Source organism: Brevundimonas naejangsanensis, from assembly GCF_000635915.2.
In the GTDB taxonomy this organism is placed as follows: domain Bacteria; phylum Pseudomonadota; class Alphaproteobacteria; order Caulobacterales; family Caulobacteraceae; genus Brevundimonas; species Brevundimonas sanguinis.
In genome coordinates this window covers 194038-212661 of the sequence record NZ_CP015614.1, presented here as the reverse complement: position 1 = coordinate 212661, position 18624 = coordinate 194038, and the positions used below count along the sequence as shown (strand labels likewise).

The 18624-nt window shown below is 70.1% G+C and carries 25 protein-coding genes; 4 read left to right on the top strand and 21 right to left on the bottom strand.

Translation table 11 applies throughout. The annotated features are described in order from the left end of the window. Positions 1–3 precede the first annotated feature (3 nt). From DA69_RS01065 to DA69_RS01055, 3 genes are all read right to left on the bottom strand, one after another. Positions 4–594, bottom strand: a complete 591-nt coding sequence (locus DA69_RS01065; RefSeq protein ID WP_235599186.1) for an NlpC/P60 family protein — start codon at positions 592–594, stop codon at positions 4–6. 65 nt (positions 595–659) lie between these two features. Then, positions 660–1313, bottom strand: a complete 654-nt coding sequence (locus tag DA69_RS01060; protein ID WP_025977871.1) for a baseplate hub protein — start codon at positions 1311–1313, stop codon at positions 660–662. Between the two features lie 3 nt (positions 1314–1316). Beyond that, positions 1317–1928 (bottom strand): DUF2460 domain-containing protein, encoded by a 612-nt coding sequence (locus DA69_RS01055; RefSeq protein WP_025977872.1) that lies wholly within the window; start codon positions 1926–1928, stop codon positions 1317–1319. Between the two features lie 172 nt (positions 1929–2100). On the opposite strand from DA69_RS01055, the gene DA69_RS01050 reads away from it, so the two are divergent. Then, positions 2101–2808, top strand: a complete 708-nt coding sequence (locus DA69_RS01050; protein WP_025977873.1) for a DUF805 domain-containing protein — start codon at positions 2101–2103, stop codon at positions 2806–2808. Positions 2809–3022: 214 nt separating this feature from the next. On the opposite strand, the gene DA69_RS01045 is transcribed toward DA69_RS01050, so the two are convergent. The 8 genes from DA69_RS01045 to DA69_RS01015 form a co-directional block, all read right to left on the bottom strand. Then, a complete protein-coding gene (locus DA69_RS01045; protein WP_025977874.1) occupies positions 3023–3559 on the bottom strand; it encodes a hypothetical protein in 537 nt (178 codons plus the stop codon). Next, entirely contained in the window at positions 3549–3725 is a 177-nt protein-coding gene (locus DA69_RS14980; RefSeq protein ID WP_082891399.1) for a phage tail assembly chaperone, read from the bottom strand. Before DA69_RS14980 ends, DA69_RS01045 begins: the two co-directional genes overlap by 11 nt. Beyond that, positions 3725–4015, bottom strand: a complete 291-nt coding sequence (locus DA69_RS01040) for a GTA-gp10 family protein (RefSeq protein ID WP_025977875.1) — start codon at positions 4013–4015, stop codon at positions 3725–3727. The genes DA69_RS14980 and DA69_RS01040 overlap by 1 nt, the downstream gene beginning before the upstream one ends. Further along, positions 4015–4425 (bottom strand): phage major tail protein, TP901-1 family, encoded by a 411-nt coding sequence (locus tag DA69_RS01035; RefSeq protein ID WP_025977876.1) that lies wholly within the window; start codon positions 4423–4425, stop codon positions 4015–4017. The genes DA69_RS01040 and DA69_RS01035 overlap by 1 nt, the downstream gene beginning before the upstream one ends. 188 nt (positions 4426–4613) lie before the next feature. Continuing rightward, positions 4614–5021, bottom strand: a complete 408-nt coding sequence (locus DA69_RS01030; protein WP_025977877.1) for a DUF3168 domain-containing protein — start codon at positions 5019–5021, stop codon at positions 4614–4616. Next, complete coding sequence (locus DA69_RS01025; protein ID WP_235599185.1) at positions 5018–5335, bottom strand: head-tail adaptor protein; 318 nt, start codon at positions 5333–5335, stop codon at positions 5018–5020. The genes DA69_RS01030 and DA69_RS01025 overlap by 4 nt, the downstream gene beginning before the upstream one ends. Further along, positions 5332–5598 carry a head-tail connector protein gene (locus tag DA69_RS01020; protein ID WP_025977879.1) on the bottom strand — a complete coding sequence of 89 codons (267 nt, stop codon included), beginning with the start codon at positions 5596–5598 and terminating at the stop codon, positions 5332–5334. The genes DA69_RS01025 and DA69_RS01020 overlap by 4 nt, the downstream gene beginning before the upstream one ends. Positions 5599–5789: 191 nt before the next feature. After that, a complete protein-coding gene (locus tag DA69_RS01015) occupies positions 5790–7034 on the bottom strand; it encodes a phage major capsid protein (RefSeq protein ID WP_025977880.1) in 1245 nt (414 codons plus the stop codon). 151 nt (positions 7035–7185) lie between these two features. On the opposite strand from DA69_RS01015, the gene DA69_RS01010 reads away from it, so the two are divergent. Beyond that, a complete protein-coding gene (locus DA69_RS01010; protein ID WP_025977881.1) occupies positions 7186–7575 on the top strand; it encodes a hypothetical protein in 390 nt (129 codons plus the stop codon). Positions 7576–7582: 7 nt separating this feature from the next. On the opposite strand, the gene DA69_RS01005 is transcribed toward DA69_RS01010, so the two are convergent. The 10 genes from DA69_RS01005 to DA69_RS00960 form a co-directional block, all read right to left on the bottom strand. Beyond that, positions 7583–8026 (bottom strand): HK97 family phage prohead protease, encoded by a 444-nt coding sequence (locus DA69_RS01005; protein ID WP_029972618.1) that lies wholly within the window; start codon positions 8024–8026, stop codon positions 7583–7585. Continuing rightward, positions 8023–8238: a hypothetical protein gene (locus DA69_RS01000; RefSeq protein WP_419177558.1), complete on the bottom strand. Its 216-nt coding sequence runs from the start codon at positions 8236–8238 to the stop codon at positions 8023–8025. Before DA69_RS01000 ends, DA69_RS01005 begins: the two co-directional genes overlap by 4 nt. 8 nt (positions 8239–8246) lie before the next feature. Beyond that, complete coding sequence (locus DA69_RS00995) at positions 8247–9413, bottom strand: phage portal protein (RefSeq protein WP_025977884.1); 1167 nt, start codon at positions 9411–9413, stop codon at positions 8247–8249. Between the two features lie 78 nt (positions 9414–9491). Further along, positions 9492–10139, bottom strand: coding sequence for an IPTL-CTERM sorting domain-containing protein (locus tag DA69_RS00990; RefSeq protein WP_025977885.1), 648 nt, complete (start codon positions 10137–10139; stop codon positions 9492–9494). 85 nt (positions 10140–10224) lie between these two features. After that, positions 10225–11349: a DNA-packaging protein gene (locus DA69_RS00985; RefSeq protein ID WP_035302508.1), complete on the bottom strand. Its 1125-nt coding sequence runs from the start codon at positions 11347–11349 to the stop codon at positions 10225–10227. 16 nt (positions 11350–11365) lie between these two features. Further along, a complete protein-coding gene (locus tag DA69_RS14770; protein WP_025977887.1) occupies positions 11366–11830 on the bottom strand; it encodes a hypothetical protein in 465 nt (154 codons plus the stop codon). Positions 11831–11939: 109 nt separating this feature from the next. Next, positions 11940–14363 (bottom strand): PAS domain-containing protein, encoded by a 2424-nt coding sequence (locus tag DA69_RS00975; protein WP_025977888.1) that lies wholly within the window; start codon positions 14361–14363, stop codon positions 11940–11942. Between the two features lie 43 nt (positions 14364–14406). Then, the gene (locus tag DA69_RS00970; RefSeq protein ID WP_003169096.1) at positions 14407–14886 is read right to left on the bottom strand and encodes a YcgN family cysteine cluster protein; all 480 of its coding nucleotides are present in this window, start codon (positions 14884–14886) and stop codon (positions 14407–14409) included. A gap of 143 nt (positions 14887–15029) precedes the next feature. Continuing rightward, positions 15030–15368, bottom strand: a complete 339-nt coding sequence (locus DA69_RS00965) for a DMT family transporter (RefSeq protein ID WP_025977889.1) — start codon at positions 15366–15368, stop codon at positions 15030–15032. Beyond that, positions 15365–15973: a TetR/AcrR family transcriptional regulator gene (locus DA69_RS00960; protein WP_025977890.1), complete on the bottom strand. Its 609-nt coding sequence runs from the start codon at positions 15971–15973 to the stop codon at positions 15365–15367. Before DA69_RS00960 ends, DA69_RS00965 begins: the two co-directional genes overlap by 4 nt. A gap of 99 nt (positions 15974–16072) precedes the next feature. Here DA69_RS00960 and DA69_RS00955 point away from each other — a divergent pair, with 99 nt between their 5' ends. Both DA69_RS00955 and DA69_RS00950 read left to right on the top strand, forming a co-directional pair. Further along, positions 16073–17944, top strand: coding sequence for an ABC-F family ATP-binding cassette domain-containing protein (locus tag DA69_RS00955; protein WP_025977891.1), 1872 nt, complete (start codon positions 16073–16075; stop codon positions 17942–17944). 40 nt (positions 17945–17984) lie between these two features. Beyond that, complete coding sequence (locus DA69_RS00950; RefSeq protein WP_025977892.1) at positions 17985–18527, top strand: DsrE family protein; 543 nt, start codon at positions 17985–17987, stop codon at positions 18525–18527. Positions 18528–18624 lie beyond the last annotated feature (97 nt).

Below are 18624 nucleotides of genomic sequence, written 5' to 3'. Positions count from 1 at the left end.
CGTCTACTCCTTCAAAATCGTCCGGGATTCAGGCCAGCGAAAGGCCGCGACCAGCCGCCGTCGCCACCACGGCCCCATCCAGCTCTCCACGACCGAGCGGCCCCAATAGGCGTGGATCATCCGCGGCTCCGGCCCCGCCACCGCGCTCAACACCGCGCAGTGTTTGGCCGGCGCCCCCGCCGCCATGCGGAACAGCAGCACGTCGCCCGGCCCCGCCCGCTCGGGCGGTATCTCCACCAGCCAGCGCCGCGCCGCCGCCCACAACGCCTCTTCGCCCCCGACCTCGGCCCAGTCGGGGCGATAGGGCGGCGGCGCCTCCGGCTCTTCGCCCATAACCTCGCGCCACACCCCCCGCACCAGGCCGAGGCAGTCCGCCCCCTCGCCCTTCACGCTGCACTGATGCCGATACGGCGTGCCCAGCCAGCCCCGCGCGGCGGAGACGATGATTGCACGGCGCGCCGCCTCTCCCTCCCCGTCCCGGGGAGGGTGGCTGAGCCCGCAGGGCGAAGCCGGGTGGGGGCGGCCAGGCGCCTCAAACGCCTCTCTCCGCATGGCGGCGTCCAGGATCGCGGCGTCCTGTATCGCCCAGCCCACCCCACCCGGTCGCTGCGCGACCACCCTCCCCGGGACGGGGAGGGAAGGGTCGGCGCTGATCTTCCTCATCGCCTGCGGCTCCCGCCGTCATTGCGCCCGCTTGCCGGCCGCGCCGTCAGGAAGTCCTCGCCCGGCACATCCGGGAACCCTTGAAAGTTCACCCCATTGCCGAACACGCCCACGCAGGTCGCCCACCGCTTGTCGCAGCTGCGCCCCGCGACCGCCGCCGCCTCCAGCCCGCAGCGCCCATCGCCCAGCACCGCGTCGCAGCCCCGGCCATAGGTCCGCCCGACGACCCGCTCCAGCGCCGCGATCGGCCCGTCCAGATCGGCGATGAACCGCCCCTCCTCGCGCCGTATCCGCGCCAGCCTCCCCTTCCACAGCCGCACCTTCAGGTCCGGCCGCATCCAGTCCACGCGCCACAGCTCGACCTCGGCCGCGTCATAGCGCCCCGCCGCTATGTCCTCTTCGGTGATCGCCGCGTCATCCAGCCCGCCCGAGGCCGACAACGCCCCCGCCGCCAGCCCGACCTCGCCCTCGCCCGCGCCGCCGGTCCAGCCGCTGCCCGCCCGGCACATGACGCCCTCGACCTCCAGATCGCGGTCATGGTCGGTGAAGCCCATCGCCCGCCCGTCCGCCCGCCTCAGCAGCCAGGCATGACACAGCGTCGCCGCCCCGCTCTCGATGCGGGCGAGCAGTTCGTCCGGAACATTGCGCATGGCTCAGACCCGCACCTCGATCAGCGGCATGGCGACCATCCGCCCGGCGCCGAAGCTCTCCAGCGTCACCTCCATCCGGTCCGCGTCGAACCGCACCGGCACGTCAAAGGCGAAGCCCGCCGTCACCGCCGCCCCTTTCGGCGGCGCCGTCGCCAGCGTCACCCGCCCTGTCGTCGCCTCCAGGCTGAAGGCCGCCGTCTCCACGCCCGCCACGGCCACCCGCACCGATCCCTCGACCGGCTTGGCGATCAGCCGCCGATGATCGCCATAGGCCTTGCACAGCTGGAACGTCCGCGTTTCGCCGTCGCCCGTCCCGATCGCCTGATCCAGCGGCGTCACGGCCGCCCCCGGCGCCCCGCTCCTGAAGTCCGCAAAGTCGCGAAACCGGAACCCATGCAGCCGCCCGCGCCGCGCCTCGAAGAAACTCGTCAGCGCCGCCATGTCGTCCAGCGAGCGCAGCCCCGCCCCGATCAGATAGCGTCTGCGCCCATCGGCCCACGGCGTCGAACGCCGCTCGAACCCCGACGCCAGCGTCGTGATCTCCGTCCTGCGCTCGACGCCGCCGGTCGAACCGAACGCCAGCCGCGCCGGCAGGCGCACCTCATGAAAGGCCATGCGTCCCCTCCCCATCCCTGTCTCAATGTCTGGATTGCGTCCCGGCCGGGACCGCTCGCGAACGCGTCGCGAAAAACCTTGCCTAACGTCACGCTTTGGGTTGTCCGCGCCACCGGCGTCGGCCATGCTTTCGCCACACCACGGCAAAGCCGTTCAACGACAGGAGATCCGCGTGCGCGGCGAAATTCTCAGCTATGACGAGGCGACCGGCACAGGGCTGATCAGCGGCGACGACAGCCTCCGCTACGGCTTTGCGCGCACCGCCGTTCAGGGCGAGGGCGCGATGGCCGCCGGCGTGCGCGTCGATTTCGTGCCCGAAGGCATGGAGGCGACCCAGATCATGCTTCTGCCGTCCGCCACCGCCGCCGCGGCCTTCGGCCAGGCTGCAGGCGCCGCCCCCTCGGCCAGCGCCCAGCCCGCCGCCGGCTACGACATCAAGACCGCCCTCTTCTCGTTCAAGGGCCGCCTGCGGCGCCGGGACTTCTGGATCAGCTGGGCCATCCTGGTCGTCGTCGGCCTGATCCTGAACTTCGTGCCCAAGGTCAGCTTCATCCTCGGCCTCGCCGTGATGGTCCTGCACCTGGCGGTCGGCTTCAAACGCTTCCACGACATGGGCAAGCCGGGCTGGCTGGTCGTCATCCCCTGGGCGCTCTGGTACGCCTCGCTCGCCATGCTGGTCAGCGCCTTCGGCCTGTCGGTCCTGAGCGACCCCAACGCCATGCAGTCGATGGACCCCGAACTGCTCGTCGCCACCGGCGGCGCCGCCTTCGGCCTGATGTTCCTGGCCGGTCTGGTCAGCTTCGGCTTCTGGATGTGGCTCGGCTTCGGCGGCAGCCAACCCGGCCCCAACAAATACGGCCCCAACCCCAAGGGCGAATAAGTCCCAAAGAGCGCTCTTCGGAGCGCTCTTTTTTGTTGTCGCTACCGCTCGGCGCGCGGCGCCTCGCTGCTTGAGCTGCTTTGTCGCTACCCCTCGGCGCGCGGCGCCTCGCTGCTTGGGCTGCTTTGTCGCTACCGCTCGGCGCGCGGCGCCTCGCTGCTTGAGCTGCTTTGTCGCTACCGCTCGGCGCGCGGCGCCTCGCTGCTTGAGCGGGTCAGCGCGCGCCCAGCGCCGTCGCCCGCGCCAGCATCCGTGCGATCTGCGTCTCTGACCGCAACAGCCCCTCGGCGCCGCCGTCCACCGTCACGTTCACCGTCACCCCGGGTCCAGAACCAGAGGGACCGCCCATCGGCTCGACCGTCCCGGCGCCCGCCGGGCGAAACACCTCCGGCCCGCGCTCGCCGACCAGATAGGCGCCCCCGCCCAGCACCGGCCCGCCGTCCGCCCGCGCGCCGCCGAAGCCGCCCATCGCCGCCGCTATGGCGCCCGACAGTCCCACGCCGCCGCGCACGCCCGCCGCCGCATTGACAGCGTTCAGCACCGCCCGCGCCAGCTCAGCCAGCGTCACCTGCCCGTCCGCCGCCGCCCGCGCCAGCGAGCGCGTCAGACTGGCCCCCGCCCGCCCGAACGCATCCTCGATCGAGGCCGCCGCCCGCTCCGCCGGCTCTTTCAGCGCCTCCAGCGCCGCCGCCGCCTCCGCCGCCTTCACCGGCACGGCGTCGACGCCGTCCGGCCTGAAACTATCGCTCATCCGGCCACATCTCCTGCATCCGCTCCAGTTCGCCGCGCCCCAGGGGCGCCGCCCGCGCCGGCCCCGCCGTCAGCATCCGCCACTCCTTGAGCGACAGCCGCCAGAAGCCCTCCGGCCCCACGCCCCTCCGCGCCGCCGCCTGCATCATCTCGCTCCAAGGAGTCATCAGGCCGCCGCCGCGAACGCCTTCGCCACCGCCCCCGCCGCCTCGCGCGGATCAACCGGCGCGCTCGCCAGTCCGTCCGCCAGCACAACCTCGCCCCCGCCGCGCAACAGCGCCGCCAGGACCACCATCAGATCGCGCGCCGACAGCGAGCGCATCCGCTCCGCCAGCGCCGCCATCCCGGCCACGCCCAGCCCCGTCTCGATCTCGGCCAAGGCGCCCAGCGTCAGGCACAGCGTCCGCTCCGCCCCCGCTAGCCTCGCGACCACCTCGCCCCGCACGCCGTTCGCCATCACAGCGCCTCGAAACGGATCTCGCCCGCGCTGGCCAAACTCAACGCAAAGCTGGCCTCGCCCTCATGCTCGCCCGCATATTCCAGCGCGGCGACCAGGAACGGCCCCTCCAGCACGCCGAAGTCCGGCACGATCAGCCGCCACGTCTTCGCCGCCTGCTCAAAGAAGGCCTCGCGGATCAGGGCGTCCGACGCCGCGTCGCGAAAGATTCCCTGCCCCGACACCGCCGCCGACTTCACGCCCGCGCCCGCCAGCAGCTCGCGCCACCGCCCGGCGCTGTCGCTGTCGGTCGCGTCCACCGTCTTGGCGTTCAGCGAAATCGTCCTCGCCCTCAGCCCCGCCACAGTGATGAAGGCGCCGGCGGCGCCTTCGATCTTCAGCAGGATGTCCTTGCCCCGTTGCGCCGTCATCTTTCCTCGCTTCGTTTTCCAGAACACGCACGCCTTCTCCCTCCCCTTATGGGGAGGGCGGCCGAGCTGCAGGCGAGGCCGGGTGGGGAGGGCCAGGCCATGCCCACGCCGCGCCCCGATCGCCCCGCGCGCCCACCCGGTCGCTATCGCGACCACCCTCCCCATGAAGGGGAGGGAGAGGCGCCGCGCTAAACCTCTTCCGTCACGGCCCGCAGCCGCATCACCGCCCATGCCCGCTTCAGATCCGGGCTGCGGAACAGGTCCGTGAACGTCACCGCCACGCTGACCGCCTTCACCCCTTCCGCCTCCAGCGGCGCATCGGCCAGCCGCGCCCGCACCGCCGCCGCCACGGCCCGCGCCTCCTCCAGCCCCCTGAACCGACTGGCGCAGGTCAGGGTCAGCCTCTGCTCCACCCCGCCGCCGTCCGCATTCAGCGGCCGGCTCTCGCACCGCCCGATCACCAGATGCGGAAACTCCGCCCCCTGCGGCGGCTCGTCCCAGATCCGGGCCGGATCGCCCAGCAGCGCCTTCAGCGCCCCGTCGCCGCCCAGATGCGCGATCAGCGCCTTCACCAGCGCCCCTTCATGATCCTTCATCGCGCCCGCTCCAGATTCAGCCTTGCCCGGCCCGCCGCCTTCGGATCGGCCTCGACGCCCACGACGCCCCAGTCCGCCCCGCCGAAGCGGACGACCAGCCCCTCCTCCAGCCTCGGATCGGCCCGCACCGTGGCGCTCAGCGTCTCCACGGCGCGCGTCACGCCCGCGTCCGTCCGCTCGCGTCGCCGCCGCGCCCCCAGGCTCAGCCACAGCGACCCGACCGGCTCATAGCTGACGACGCGCCCGCCATAGGGCGTCTGCGCCTCCACCGGCCGCACCAGAGACGCCACCACCTTCATCGCGCCCGCGCTCACAGCCGCACCACGCGATAGGGCGCGATCCACCCCTCGACCGGCGCCGCGCTCATCTCGCCGTCGCCGCGCTCATAGGCGCGCATCACCAGCATCATCACCGCCAGCCGCAGCGGCGCTGGCGAGGTCGAGGTCAGGCACAACCCGACTTCGCCTTCCACCCGCGCCCTGGCCGCGTCGATCAGCGTCTGGATCAGCCCGTCCTCCGCCTCATGCTCGACGCGCAGGAACAGCTTCGCCTCCGTGAGGCTCACGGGTGCGGTCATTCAAATCTCCTATATTCCTTTTCCTTCTCCCCTTGTGGGAGAAGGTGGGCGCCGCAGGCGCTCGGATGAGGGGAAGGGTTCAACAGACGACCGGCTGGACCAAAGCGCGCCGCCCCCGTCCCCCTCATCCGTCTCGCTCTGCGAGCCGCCTTCTCCCCCGCAGGGGAGAAGGAAGACCCGACGTCGGCCCCTTACAAGGCCGCGAACTTCATCAGCTTGATCGCGTCGAAGTTCTGCACCCCGCCGCCCACGCGCTTGGTCGTGTAGAACAGCACATAGGGCTTGGCCGAATAGGGATCGCGCAGCACCCGCACCCCCGCGCGGTCTACGATCAGATAGCCGCGCGCAAAGTCGCCGAACGCGATCGACAGACTGTTGGCGCCGATATCCGGCATGGTCTCGATCTCGGTAACCGGATAGCCCAGCAGCGAGGCCGTCTCGCCCGGCCGCGTCGCCGGCGACCAGACATAGTTGCCGTCCGCATCCTTGAACTTGCGCACCGCCGAGACCGTGCGTCGGTTCATCACGAAACGCCCGTTCGGCCGATACTGAGCCTTGGGCGCATAGATCAGGTCGATCAGCTTGTCCGCCGGGTTGGTCGAGGCGAAACCGCCCGCCGCCCCCGACGCCACCGTGCCGATCTGCCCCCAGGTCTGCGTGCCTTCGCTCGCCGTCGCATAGGCCAGGAAGCCCTTGGGCTTGTTCACCCCGTCGCCGCTGACGAAGGCCGCCGTCTCCTGCGCCGCGAAGGCGTCCTCGACCTCGGCCGCCAGCCATTCGTCCAGATCGATCAGGGCGTCGTCCAGCAGGCTCTGCGTCGCCGCCGGACAGGCGTAGAGATCGGCCGAGGAGAACTCCAGCAGCGCCAGCGTCGCCGGGTCCGTCTCCGGCCGCGCCGCCGTCTCGGCCACCCAGCCGGCCTGCACGCCCGCCGTCGACACCGGCTTCCTGAACACGCCTGAGCCGACGGTGCGCACCGTGGCGATCTCGCGCATCGGCGAGCCCGCCATCAGGCGGCGCTCGATGGCGCGCTCCGTCTCCGGCGGCACAACATAGCCCGCCGAGTTCGACGCCGACGACAGCCCCGCCTTCAGCTCCAGGCCATGCGAGGCGCCCGATTTCATATAGCCGTCCCACGCGCTCTTCTCCTCCCCATGGAATGGGGAGGGGGACCGCGAAGCGGTGGAGGGGCCGTCGGCCTCAAGCACAGGCCTGCGGCTCTCGCTCAGCACGCGATCCATGCGCGCCTGCGCCTGCGCCACGGCCTGATCGATGCGCGCCACCTTCTCCTCCAGCAGCGCATCGGCCGAAGCCTTCTTCTCGATCTCGTCCAGACGGGCGTCGTTCGCCCCTTTGAACGCCTCGAACGCGGCCATCATCTCATGCATGGCGGCGCGCGCCTCGGGGTTGCCCGAGACGGTCTTGGTCTCTTTCATGGTGTCTCCGATGTTAGAACCGCACGATGCGGTTACGCTGGAGACGCGGTTGCGACGCCGCGTCTCGATCTTGCTTCAGCAGGTCGCGCCACAGCCGTTGTTGCGCCTTCGCGCTGGCGTGTTAGCGTCCTCGTTCATGCAGGAAGGATTGATGCTCAAACTCGTCATAATCGCCCTGTCCGCCGCCTTTCTCCCGTCGTGCGCGACGCCGGAAACAGCCGCCATGCCCCTTCAACAGAGCCGTCTCTCCGCCGACGCTTCCCTGCAGACCCGCCTGTTCGAGACCCTGGGGGCGTGCGAGCGCTTCAATCGCGCCCCTTCGGGCGAACAGGGCTTCGCCGCCCATCTGCGCCGCCACGCCCCGACCGCCGACGAGACAGAACGCCGCGCGCTCCGGGCCGCCTATGACCGCGGCGCCAGCCCCGCCGTCGCCTCCCGCCAGACCCCCGAATCCTGCGCCATCGCCCTGCGCGGCCACGCCCAGGAGGCCCCCGGCCTGCACGGACGTCGCGACGACCGCCCGCTGGCCTCGCCCGACTGACGCCGGATCAGCCTGCCGCCGCCCGCGCCTGAAACCGCGCGCCCGGCAGCATCGGAAACGTCACCAGCGACACCTCCCACAGCTCCGCCCGGCTCAGCACCCTAAGCCGCCCGTCGCGCCGCGCCTTCGTCGCCCGAAAGCCGATCGACAGCCCGTCCAGCGCCCCGGCGCGCGTCAGGGCGGCGGCGTAGCGGGCCTCGGCGGACCAGTCCTCGATCCGCCCCTCGACCCACAGGCCGCGCTCGTCCTCGACCATCCGGTCCCAGACGCCGACCACGGCGCGGCTCTCATGCTGGTGCAGCATCCGCACCCCGCCCGCGCCGGTCTTGGCCAGGCTGTCGGCGAAGACGCCGCGCGCCGTCACGTCCCCGTTCAGATCCGCCACGCCCCAAAGGGAGGCGTAGCCGGCGATCGCCAGGCCCGCCGTTGTTCGGCCTATCGCCGCCATCATTTCTCCTCCAGCCGCCGCTCGATCCGCTCGACCGCGGCGCGCGTCGCTTCGCCCTGCGCCTCCAGCCGGGCCAGCCGCTCGGCGACCAGCCTCTGCTCGTCCACGCGCTGCTCCAGGGTGGCGATCCGCGCCGCCGCCCCGCCGGCCCAGACCAGTCCGCCGACGGTCTGCACCAGCAAGGCCGCGATCAGGGCGACGGGCATCTTCTTCATCGCCTCCATCACTCCCCCACCCCCGCCATCCGGCGCCGCTCGTCCTCGGTCAGGAAGCTCGCGGCATTCAGCCGCGCCCACAGCGCGTCACGCTCGACCTGAAGGGCCGGAACCGCATCCAGATCCGGCTCGATCCGGCAATCCGTGAACCGCCCGCCCAGCCACCCCGTCATCGCGCCGGCCGCCTTCCGCACCAGCGGGATCACCGTCCCGCGCCAGAAGGCGGCGTTGGCCTCGCGATAGTTGGCGTAGGTCGCATCCCCCGGGATCCCCAGCAGTTGCGGCGGCACGCCGAACGCCAGGGCGATCTCCCGCGCCGCCGCGTGCTTGCCGGCGATGAAGTCCATGTCGTGCGGCGTCAGGCTCATCGGCTTCCAGTCCAGCCCGCCTTCCAGCAGCAGCGGCCGCCCGGCGTTGCGCGCCCCGGCGTGGGCCTCCCCCAGCTCCGCCTTCAGCGCCTCGAACTGATCCGCCGTCAGCCGCTCGCCGTCCCTGGCGCCATAGACCAGCGCCCCCGACGGCCGCGCCGCATTGTCCAACAGCGCCTTGTTCCAGGCGCCCGAGGCGTTGTGCACGTCGATGGCGAAGGCCGCCGCCTCCAGCGGTGAAAACCCGTAATGATCGTCCGTCGGATGAAACAGCTTCAGATGCATGACCGGCGACCAGCCGTCGCCATGCCGCCCGATCCGCACCGCGCGCCCGCCGACCGCATACTCATAGGCTTCTGGCCAGCCCGCCCGCCCCGGGACCACCTTCACCCGGTCGGGCCGCAGCGCCCACAGCTCGTCCGGCGCCCCGTCTCCATCCGCGTCGCCGGTCGCCTCGACATAGGCGTTGCCCGCCGTCTGCAGCGCGCCGTACAGCGCCTCCATCAGCTCGGCCCCCGACTGCTCGGGATTGGGCTTGTCGATCAGCCGCGCCAACGGATGGTCCGCGCTGCGCACGCCCCCGACCATCACCATCAGCGGCGTCGAGGCCGCCGCCTCCGCGATCATCCGCACGCAGCGATAGGCCACGGCGTTCTTGCCGAACCCCTCGTCCGCCAGGTGCGCATAATCGCGCGGCGTCCATCGCGCGCGGCCCGCCCCGGTCAGGGCGATCAGCGGCCCGGTGCGCGATGTCTTTTCCTCATAGGCCGGCTCCGCTGCGCGCCTCTGCAATCGCCACCATCCCATTCTCAACCTCCAGACAGCAAAAGGCCCCGATCCTTCTCAGACCGGGGCCACGCTCGACCTCATTATGTCGGAAGCGGTTTAACCCGCTGCAGTCCTACGCCGCTGCAACACGACCGCCGCTCCCCCGGCCATCGCCAGGGCCATCAGGATCATCGCCCACTCCGTCATCGTCGGAATGGCCGCAGGCGCCGCCTGACCGAACTCGGCACGGAAGCGGGCGTCCTTGTTCGGGAAGAGCAATGGCGAATTGAAATAGACCTGCAGCCAGAACCCATCAGCATAACTGCCCGGGTCAACCACCTCGATCTTGCCGTCGCCGCTCACGACTTCCAGCGCCAGCATATATTGTTGGCCCGCGACGACCGGCGCGTCGAAGTCAAACGTGACGGCCCTCGCCGTCGTCCCCGACAAGGTCTGGTCCGGCCCCGTCTCAATCACCTGATCGGCATAGCGATCCGAGACGGAATCATAGCCCCGGACCGCCGGCCGCACCGTCACACCGCTCGCGCCCGGCTCGATCCAATAGGTGAACCGCTTCACACGATCATAGCCTGCGGGCGCGGTAACCACCTGCCCGATGCGATCGGGGTTATTATCGACCAGGGTCGTCATGGTCCCCGCCACGTCATGCTCGACCCGCTGAGCCAAGGCGCTTCCCGCTGTCGCCCAGAGCCCCATCGCCACTAAGACTGCGACCAAGCTCATCCGTATCTTCTGCAGCACCATGATCTCTTTTCGTTGTTCGAAAGACTCCCGACTAACCTACGTTCTTTAACAAGCTTTGCCATTCGAATTTTACAGTTCGAAGCGCTCACAACGCCCGCAGCCTCGGCTGCGTCTTCCCGGCCAGCAGCAGGTGCGTCAGCCCCCACACCAGGGCGTCCGCCCGGTCCGGGCTCTTGCCCCCCGGCGCCTCCCCGCCCAGCGCCATCATCTCTTCCTCCAGCGCCGCGAACGCCCCGCAGTGGACCACGCGCCCCTGTTCGTAGAGCGCCGCCACCGGCTCGGCCCGCGCCTTCTTGGACCGGCTGGCGTGAACCAGCTTCACCTGCGCCGGACAGTCGGCCTGGCCCAGCAGGGCGCGCACCATCTCCCCGCCCTGATTGGCCTCGGCCAGCACCAGGTCGGCGTCGAACTCGCGCGCGGTCTCGGCCACGCGCCGCGCCCACCCGGCGGGCGACAGGCCGCGCGCCGAACGGTCGGCCAGCACATAGCCCGTCCTGTCCCAGCGTCCCGCCACCACGATCCCGCAGGCGTCGCCGTGGGCGCTGGCTGGCGGATCGACCGCCACCACCACCCGCTCAAACTTCGCCGGACGGCTCCCCCGCGCCCGCGCCAGATCCTCGGCCCGGAACAGGGCGCCGTCGGCCTCGACCACCAGCCCTTCCATCTCCTGCGCCTCCAGCCGCGTCCCGGCGTAGAGGCTCTGCAGATGGCCCAGGAACCCCGGCGCCAGATTGGCTTCGTTGTCCTTCGTCGCCAGCCGGGCCGTCGCCACGCCCGGCTCGGCCAACAGCCGCCTCAGGGCTGGGATCGGCCGGGGCGTCGTCGTGATCGCCAGCTTAGGGTCCGTCCCCAGCCGCAGGCCGAACCTCAGGTTCGACAGCGTCGCCTCGATATTCCTCCAGGCGCAGAACTCGTCCGCCCAGGCGGCGTGAAACTGCGGCCCGCGCAGGCTGTCCGGGTCTTCGGCCGAAAACGCATAGGCCGCCGCGCCCGAGGGCCAGACCAGCCTTCGCCGCCCCGCTTCCCAGCGCGGCCGGTTGTCGGCCGTCGCCTGAGCCTTCAGCCCCGACGGCCCCTCGACCATCACCTCGCGCACGTCGTGCAGGGCCGTCCCGACCAGGGCGAAGGTCATATCCGCCCCCCGCGCCAGCTCGTTCATCCAGAAGCCGCCGGCGAAGGTCTTGCCCGACCCGCGCCCGCCCAGCAGCACCCAGGTGCGCCAGTCCTCAGGCGGCGCGATCTGGTCGTCGTTCAGCCTCGGCGTCGCCTTGACCGCCGCCCTCAGCGCCGCCCCCCGCTGTTCGCGCGGCAGGCTCTCGATCCAGTCCCGCAGCCAGCGACTTGCGCTCGATGGCTGCGACGAGATGATCGACACGGGCGAAGAATTCGGCCTGAAGCCCGGCCAGTTCGGCGTCGCTGAGGTCACGGTCGTCGTCGCTCATTCCATCCTCTTCAGGGCTGCGGCTCTTGCGGATCAGGTCGGCTTCCAGCGCCGCCACCGCCTTGGCCGTGCGGGCCAGAACGCCGATGGCGCGCGCCCGCTTCTCGGCCTCGGCCACATCGGCGGGCGGCTCGGCCGCCGTCACCACGGCGATGGCCTCGTCGGTCGCGGCCCTCAGCCGGGCGAAGACCTCGCCCAGCCACGCCGCGGTCGTCCCCGCCGCCCCGCTCTGATCCGCTTTTCCCGCCATGACTGAACCATAGACGAGCAGCGTCCTCAGGCGCGCAAAGGGCGCCCGGATGGCGTCAAACGCAGGGATTTCCCGGCTTTGGCCCGCCCTGTCGCAAAGACCGTCGGCGTCAGGCGCCCGCCCGCGTCTCTTCAGGCGTCGTTGCCGCCTCGTTCAGCCACCGCGACAGGGCGGCCGCCAGTTCCGCGATCTGGATCGGCTTGGCCAGATGGCCGTCCATCCCCGCTTCCAGGCAACGCTTCACCTGGTCCGCCTGCACGTTGGCCGTCAGCGCCAGGATGGGGATCCGCCGCTCGCCCTGGGCCTGCATCCGGCGGATTTCCCGCGTCGCGGTCAGGCCGTCCATGACCGGCATGTGCACGTCCATCAGCACCAGGTCATAGGCGCCTGAATGCGCCGCATGCACCGCCTCGGCGCCGTCGGCGACCGTATCGATCTCCAACCCCAGGTTCCTCAGAATGGCGCTGACCAGCTCGCGGTTGGCGGCCGCGTCGTCGGCCATCAGCACCCGGCCGCGCAGGGCGTCCTTGCGGGCGCGATCCTCCTCGCCTGCCGCCGTAACGTCCTCGGCCGTCGCCGCCGCCAGCGGCGCCTCGAACCAGAAGGTCGAGCCGGCGCCCGGCGCGCTTTCCACCCCGACCTCGCCGCCCATCAGTTCGATCAGCCGCCGCGAGATCGCCAGACCCAGCCCCGTCCCGCCATAGACCCGCGTGGTCGAGGCGTCGGCCTGGGTGAAGCGCCGGAACAGTTCCCCGATCTTCTCGGACGGGATGCCGATGCCGGTGTCGGTCACCTCCACCCGCATCCGCCAGCCGCCGTCCGCCAGCGGCCGCCCGCCGACCTTCAGCGTCACCGCTCCCCGCGCGGTGAACTTGGCCGCATTGGACAGGAAGTTCAGCATCACCTGCCGCAACCGCCCCTTGTCGCCGGTCAGGCGCTCGGGCGTTTCCGCCGCCACCACCACGTTCAGCGTCAGCCCCTTGGCCGAGCACTGGCTCTCGATGATGGCCGCCGCCCCGTCCACCAGGGCCCGCGTATCGAACGGCTCCGGGTCCATCTCGATCGCGTCGGCTTCCAGCTTGGAATAGTCCAGAATGTCGTTGATGACGCCCAGCAGCGCCTCCGACGCCGTGGCGATCCGTTCGACATAGACCCGCTCTTCGGGCGGCAGGTGCTCCGAGGCCTGCAACAGTCCCGAAAAGCCGATGACGCTGGTCAGGGGCGTGCGCAGCTCATGGCTCATGTTGGCCAGGAACTCGCTCTTGGCCTGGGCGGCCTTCTCGGCCCGCTCCTTGGCCTCGATGACCTCGTCCTCCAGCACCTTGCGCTGGGTCATGTCGCGGATCACCACCACCACGTCGTCGACCTGGCCGTGCTCGTCGGTCAGGGCCTTGAAGGCCGACTCCACCCATACCGTGTGGCCCTGGCGGTGCACCGCCCGATGCTCCAGCCGCGTCGGCTGGCCTGTCTGGACCGCCGCGCTGATCGCCTGGAGCACCTGCAGCCGGTCCTCGGGGTGGACATAGTCGGTCGACTGGCCGCTCATGTCCTCAAAGGTCCAGCCCAGCAACTGCTGGATCGCCGGCGAGATGTATTTGCTCGACCCGTCCATCTTGACGCGGGTGATCACGTCGCCGGTGTTTTCGGCCAGCAGGCGATAGCGCCGCTCATTGGTCTGGGCCGCACGCAGCAAGGCCTCGCGCTCGGTCACGTCCTGCAGCACGCCGAACAGGGCGATCACCCGGCCGGTGGCGTCCTTCTCGGCGGCGCCCTCGGCGGCGACCACCCGCTCGACCCCATCCACGCCTACTAGCCTCAGCTTGAAGGTATAGCCTTCGCCGCTCTTCAGCGCCCGTTCGACCAGCCGCTGGACCTCGCCCCGGTCGTCCGCGTGATAGTGGCCGAAGACATCCTCCAGCTTCGGATGGAAGGCGCCCGGCGCCCGCCCGTGGATGCGATAGATCTCGTCCGACCAGGTCACCGCTCCGGTCGCGACCTCATAGCGCCAGCGTCCGACCCCGACCATGTCCTCGGCCAGCCGCAGCGTCTCCAGGCGCGCCGCCTCCTGGCGCATCGCCTCGGCGTGCTCCATCAACTGACCCGCCAGCCCGGCCAGTTCGCGGATCAGGTCCAGCTCGGCCTGCGTCGGCGCCGGACGCGGCTGAACGTCCATCACGCCGATGGCCCCCGCGGGCCGCCCGTCAGCGCCGCACACCGTGGCGCCGAGAAAGAAGCGGACATGGGGCGCCCCGACCACCATCGGATGGCGGCGATAGACGGGATGCTCACGCGCATCCTGGATCACCATCACGGCGTCCGGCCCCATGTCAGCCAGTTGATGGCTGACGCTGTCGAGGCGCGGCACGCTCACCTCGTCCAGCCCAACCCCGGACAGAAAGACCGCCCGGTCTTCATCCAGCGTCGCAATCATGGCGTGGGGCGTGCGGAAGGTCGCGCAGGCGATCGCCGTCAGCCGGTCGAACGCGTCCCGCGCGCCGTTTCCCGACCCTTTTCCTGCTGCGACAATATCCATTCCGCCCTCGCCCTGACCACGCCCCTAACCCCCAGGCGCCGAATTATTCGTTAGCGACGCCCCGTTCCGCCATCCATTCGGGCGCTTCGAACTCCAGGGCGTCCTCGGGTTCCTTCAGCGCCGTCTCGCACACGGTCTGGCGACGCACCGACACCCCGGCCGTATGCACCGTCTCCCGGTCGCCCGAGACCAGCGGATGCCACCAGGCCAGCGGCCGCCCTTCATGCAGCCGACGATAGGCGCACGACAGCGGCATCCACTTCAGCCGCTCGATATTGTCGGGCGTCAGCTGCACGCAGTCCGGCACCTCGGCCTGACGATCGGCGTAATCGGTGCAGGTGCAGGCGTTCGTGTCGAACAGCTTGCAATGCACGCGCGTCGGGATGATCCGGCCGGTGTCCTCGTCCTCGAACCGGATGACGCAGCACAGGCCGCAACCGTCGCACAGGCTTTCCCACTCGGCCGGATTCATCTCGGCGAGCGTCTTGGTCTCCCAGAAGGGCTTGGCGGGCGCGGAACTCATGGGCGCGCCCTATACGCCTCAAAACCCCCGCTGTCGCCTTCTCCCTCCCCTTCATGGGGAGGGTGGTCGAAGCGAAGCGAAGACCGGGTGGGGAGGGCCAGGCGATCCTGGTCTCGGCGACTCAGCCGCCCCTCCGGCGCGCTTCAGTGCGTCACGCTTTTCGAGAACAGGTTGATCACCACCACCCCGCCGATGATCAGCCCCAGACCGATGATGGCCGGGCCATCCAGTTTCTGCTTGAACAGGACCAGGCCGATCAGCGAGATCAGCACCACCCCCAGCCCGCTCCAGATCGCATAGGCCAGCCCCACCGGCATCTGCTTCAGCGCCAGCGTCAGCAGATAGAAGGCGATGCCGTAACAGACCGCCAGCCCCGCCGTCGGCAGGGGTTTGGTGAACTGCTGCGACTGCTGCAGCAGGGTCGTGCCCATCACCTCAAAGCCGATCGCGCCCAGCAGGGCCAGCCAGGTGGTCGGGCTCATGCGCCGGTCTCCCCATTGGCGCCGGCCTCTGAATAGCCGTTCGTCAGCAGGCTGCCCGGCGTCAGCAGCGACAGCAGGGCCTGGCGCTGTTCCAGCGACACCTCATGCGTGTCGAACAGGTCGCTCATCCACAGGCCGTCGGCGATCAGCCGCAGCATCAGGGCGTCGTCCCGGCCCATCGGATCTTCGGGGTCTCCCACCGTCAGGCTGCGGATCGCCTCGCGCCAGCGCGGGATCAGGCTGGGCTCTATGGCGCAGGCGGCCAGGACGGCGCGGCCGATGCTCACGTCCCGCTCGGTCGCCGGCTCATTGACCACCGTCCTCAGATAGGCCCGCGCATTGCGGCCATAGGGGTTGGGATCGCGCGCGGCCTCGGCCAGCACCGCCGTCGTCATCTCCAGCGCCAGATGGTCCAGCACCCCTTCCAGCAACGCCTGTTTGGTCGGAAAGTGATGCAGCAGGGCGCCCTTGCTGAAGGGCAGACGCCCCACCACGGCGTCCAGCGTCAGCGCCATCGCCCCCTGTTCGGCGGCCAGTTCGATGGCCGCGTCGATAATCTGGCGGCGGGTGTCTTCGGGCGTGCGGCGGTTCGGTTGAGCGTCCATGCGGCCCGACATACCGTCTGGACGGTTTTGTGTAAATCCGGAAATATTGGCCCTTCGCCCCCTCGACGCGCTATAGGCGTCGCCTCCCTTTTCGGACTGGTGTCTATGGCCCCTCGCCCTCCTCTCGTCGCCCTCAAGGACGTCCGCCTGCAGGACGGCCCCCGCCCGCTGTTCGACGGCGTCGACATGGCGATGGAGCCGCGCAGCCGCGCCGCCCTGGTCGGCCGCAACGGGGCGGGCAAGTCCACCCTGATGAAGGTGGTCATGGGCCTGATCGAGCCGGACTCGGGCGACCGCTCGTTCCAGGCGGGCACCCGCTTCGCCTATGTCCCGCAAGAACCCGATCTTTCACCGCCCTCAAGCAGCGAGCGCGAAGTCGCGAGCGGTAGGGCCGCTCAAGAATGGACCCTGGCCGACTACGCCGCCTCGGGCGAGGCCGAACGCTGGACCGCCGAAAGCTGGCTGGAGACCTTCGGCCTCAACCCGAACAAGTCGACGCAAGGCCTGTCGGGCGGCGAGATCCGCCGCGCCGCCCTGGCCAAGGCCTTCGCCGAAGAGCCCGACCTTCTGCTGCTGGACGAGCCGACCAACCACCTCGACATCCTGGCCATCGAACTGCTGGAGAACGAGCTGATCCAGGCCCGTTTCGCCCTCCTGGTCGTCAGCCACGACCGCGCCTTCCTGAACCGCGTCACCGACACCGTGCACTGGCTGGAAGGCCGAAGGGTGCGCACCCTCAACAAGGGCTTCGTCGAATTCGACGACTGGGCCGCCAAGGTCATGGAGGAGGAGGCCGAGTCCCTGCGCCGCCTGACCAAGCGCATCGAGGCCGAGACCTATACCTTCTACCGCTCCATCACCGCCCAGCGCACCCGCAACGAGGGCCGCGCCCGCGCCCTGCAGCAGATGCGTCTGGACCGGGCCGAACGGGTCAAGGACATTCCGCGCGAACTGAACCTCGGCGTCGATTCCGGCGGCGCCTCGGGCAAGCTGGTGGCCGACATCAAGGGCGTCAGCAAGGCGTTCGGCGACCGCGTCATCTTCAAGAACCTGACCACCCGCATCATCCGCGGCGACCGGCTGGCCATCGTCGGTCCCAACGGCGCGGGCAAGACCACCCTGGTCAAGGTGCTGCTGGGCGAACTGGCCCCGGACGAAGGCACGGTCCGCATGGGCGCCAATCTGGAGCCCCTTTACCTCGACCAGTCGCGCGAGGGGCTGAAGTCGGACATGACCCTGTGGGACGCCCTGACGCCGGGCGGGGGCGACAGCATCCTGGTGCGCGGCCGCTCCATGCACGTCGCCGCCTACGCCAAGGACTTCCTGTTCCAGGAGGCCCAGCTGAAGCAGCCCATCTCCACCCTGTCGGGCGGCGAGCGCAACCGCCTGCTGCTGGCGCGCGCGCTGGCCCAGCCCGCCAATCTGCTGATCCTGGACGAGCCGACCAACGACCTCGACATGGACACGCTGGAGAAGCTGGAAGAGCTGCTCGAAAGCTACGACGGCACTCTGATCCTGGTGTCGCACGATCGCGATTTCGTCGACCGTCTGGCTACCTCGACCATCGCCCTGAACGGCCGCGGCGACGTGGTCGAGACCCCCGGCGGCTGGCAGGACTTCCTGCGTCAGAACCCCGGCTTCCTCGCCCCGCCCCCGACCCACGCCGAGGCCGCCCCCTCCGGGGCGCGTCGGGTCGAGAAGGCCGAGCCTTCTGACCGCGCCCCGAAGAAACAGGCCAAGCTTTCCTACAAGGACGCCCGCCGTCTGGAAGAGGTCGAAAAGCTGATGGAGACCCTGCCGGTCGAAATCGCCAAACAGGACGCCATCCTGGCCGACCCCGACCTCTATTCACGCGACCCCGCCGCCTTCGACCGCGCCATGAAGGCCGCCGAAAAGGCCCGCGCTGAACTGGAAACCGCCGAACTCGACTGGCTGGAGCTTGAAGAGAAGAAGGCCGCGCTGGCAGGGTGATCGCCTGCCTCTGCACCCTTCGTTAAGTCAGGACCTCCGCATGAAAGCCGTTCTCTCCGCCATCGTCCTGGCCCTCGGGGCTCTGGGCGTCTCAACCGTCGCCCTTCCGTCTCAAGCCCAAGCCCAGACGGTCGTCGGCCACGGCGCCTTCACCGCCCTGCCTGATGCGGGCGAACAACCTGACGCCGGGCGCGACTACAAGGTCATTCTCGACGTGGCCCAGGGCGGGCCGGACGACAAGCCGCTCAAGTCGCTCGACCGCGTGGCCCGCCTGACCAATCTGCTCGAAGCCGGCGGCGTGACGGGCGAGCGCCGCAAGATCGTCGCCGTCCTGCACGGAGGCGCCACGCTCGCCACCCTGTCCGACGCCGCCTGGGCCGCGCGCGGCAAGGGGGAGGTCAATCCCAACAGCGCCCTGATCCGCGCCCTCCTCGCCGCCGGGGTTCAGGTGCGCCTGTGCGGTCAGTCGATGGTCGCCAACGGCCTGACCCCCGCCGATCTGGAGCCCGGCGTTCAGGTCGATACCGCCGCGATGATGACCGTCATTCACCACCAGCAGGCCGGCTACGCCCTCATTCTCTAGAGTTCGCGCCCGGCGCGGCGCGCCTTTTCCTGTGGACAGCGCAACATCCTGATCCGCCTGCGCGAATTTCGGCCGTCCACAGATATCCACAGACTTG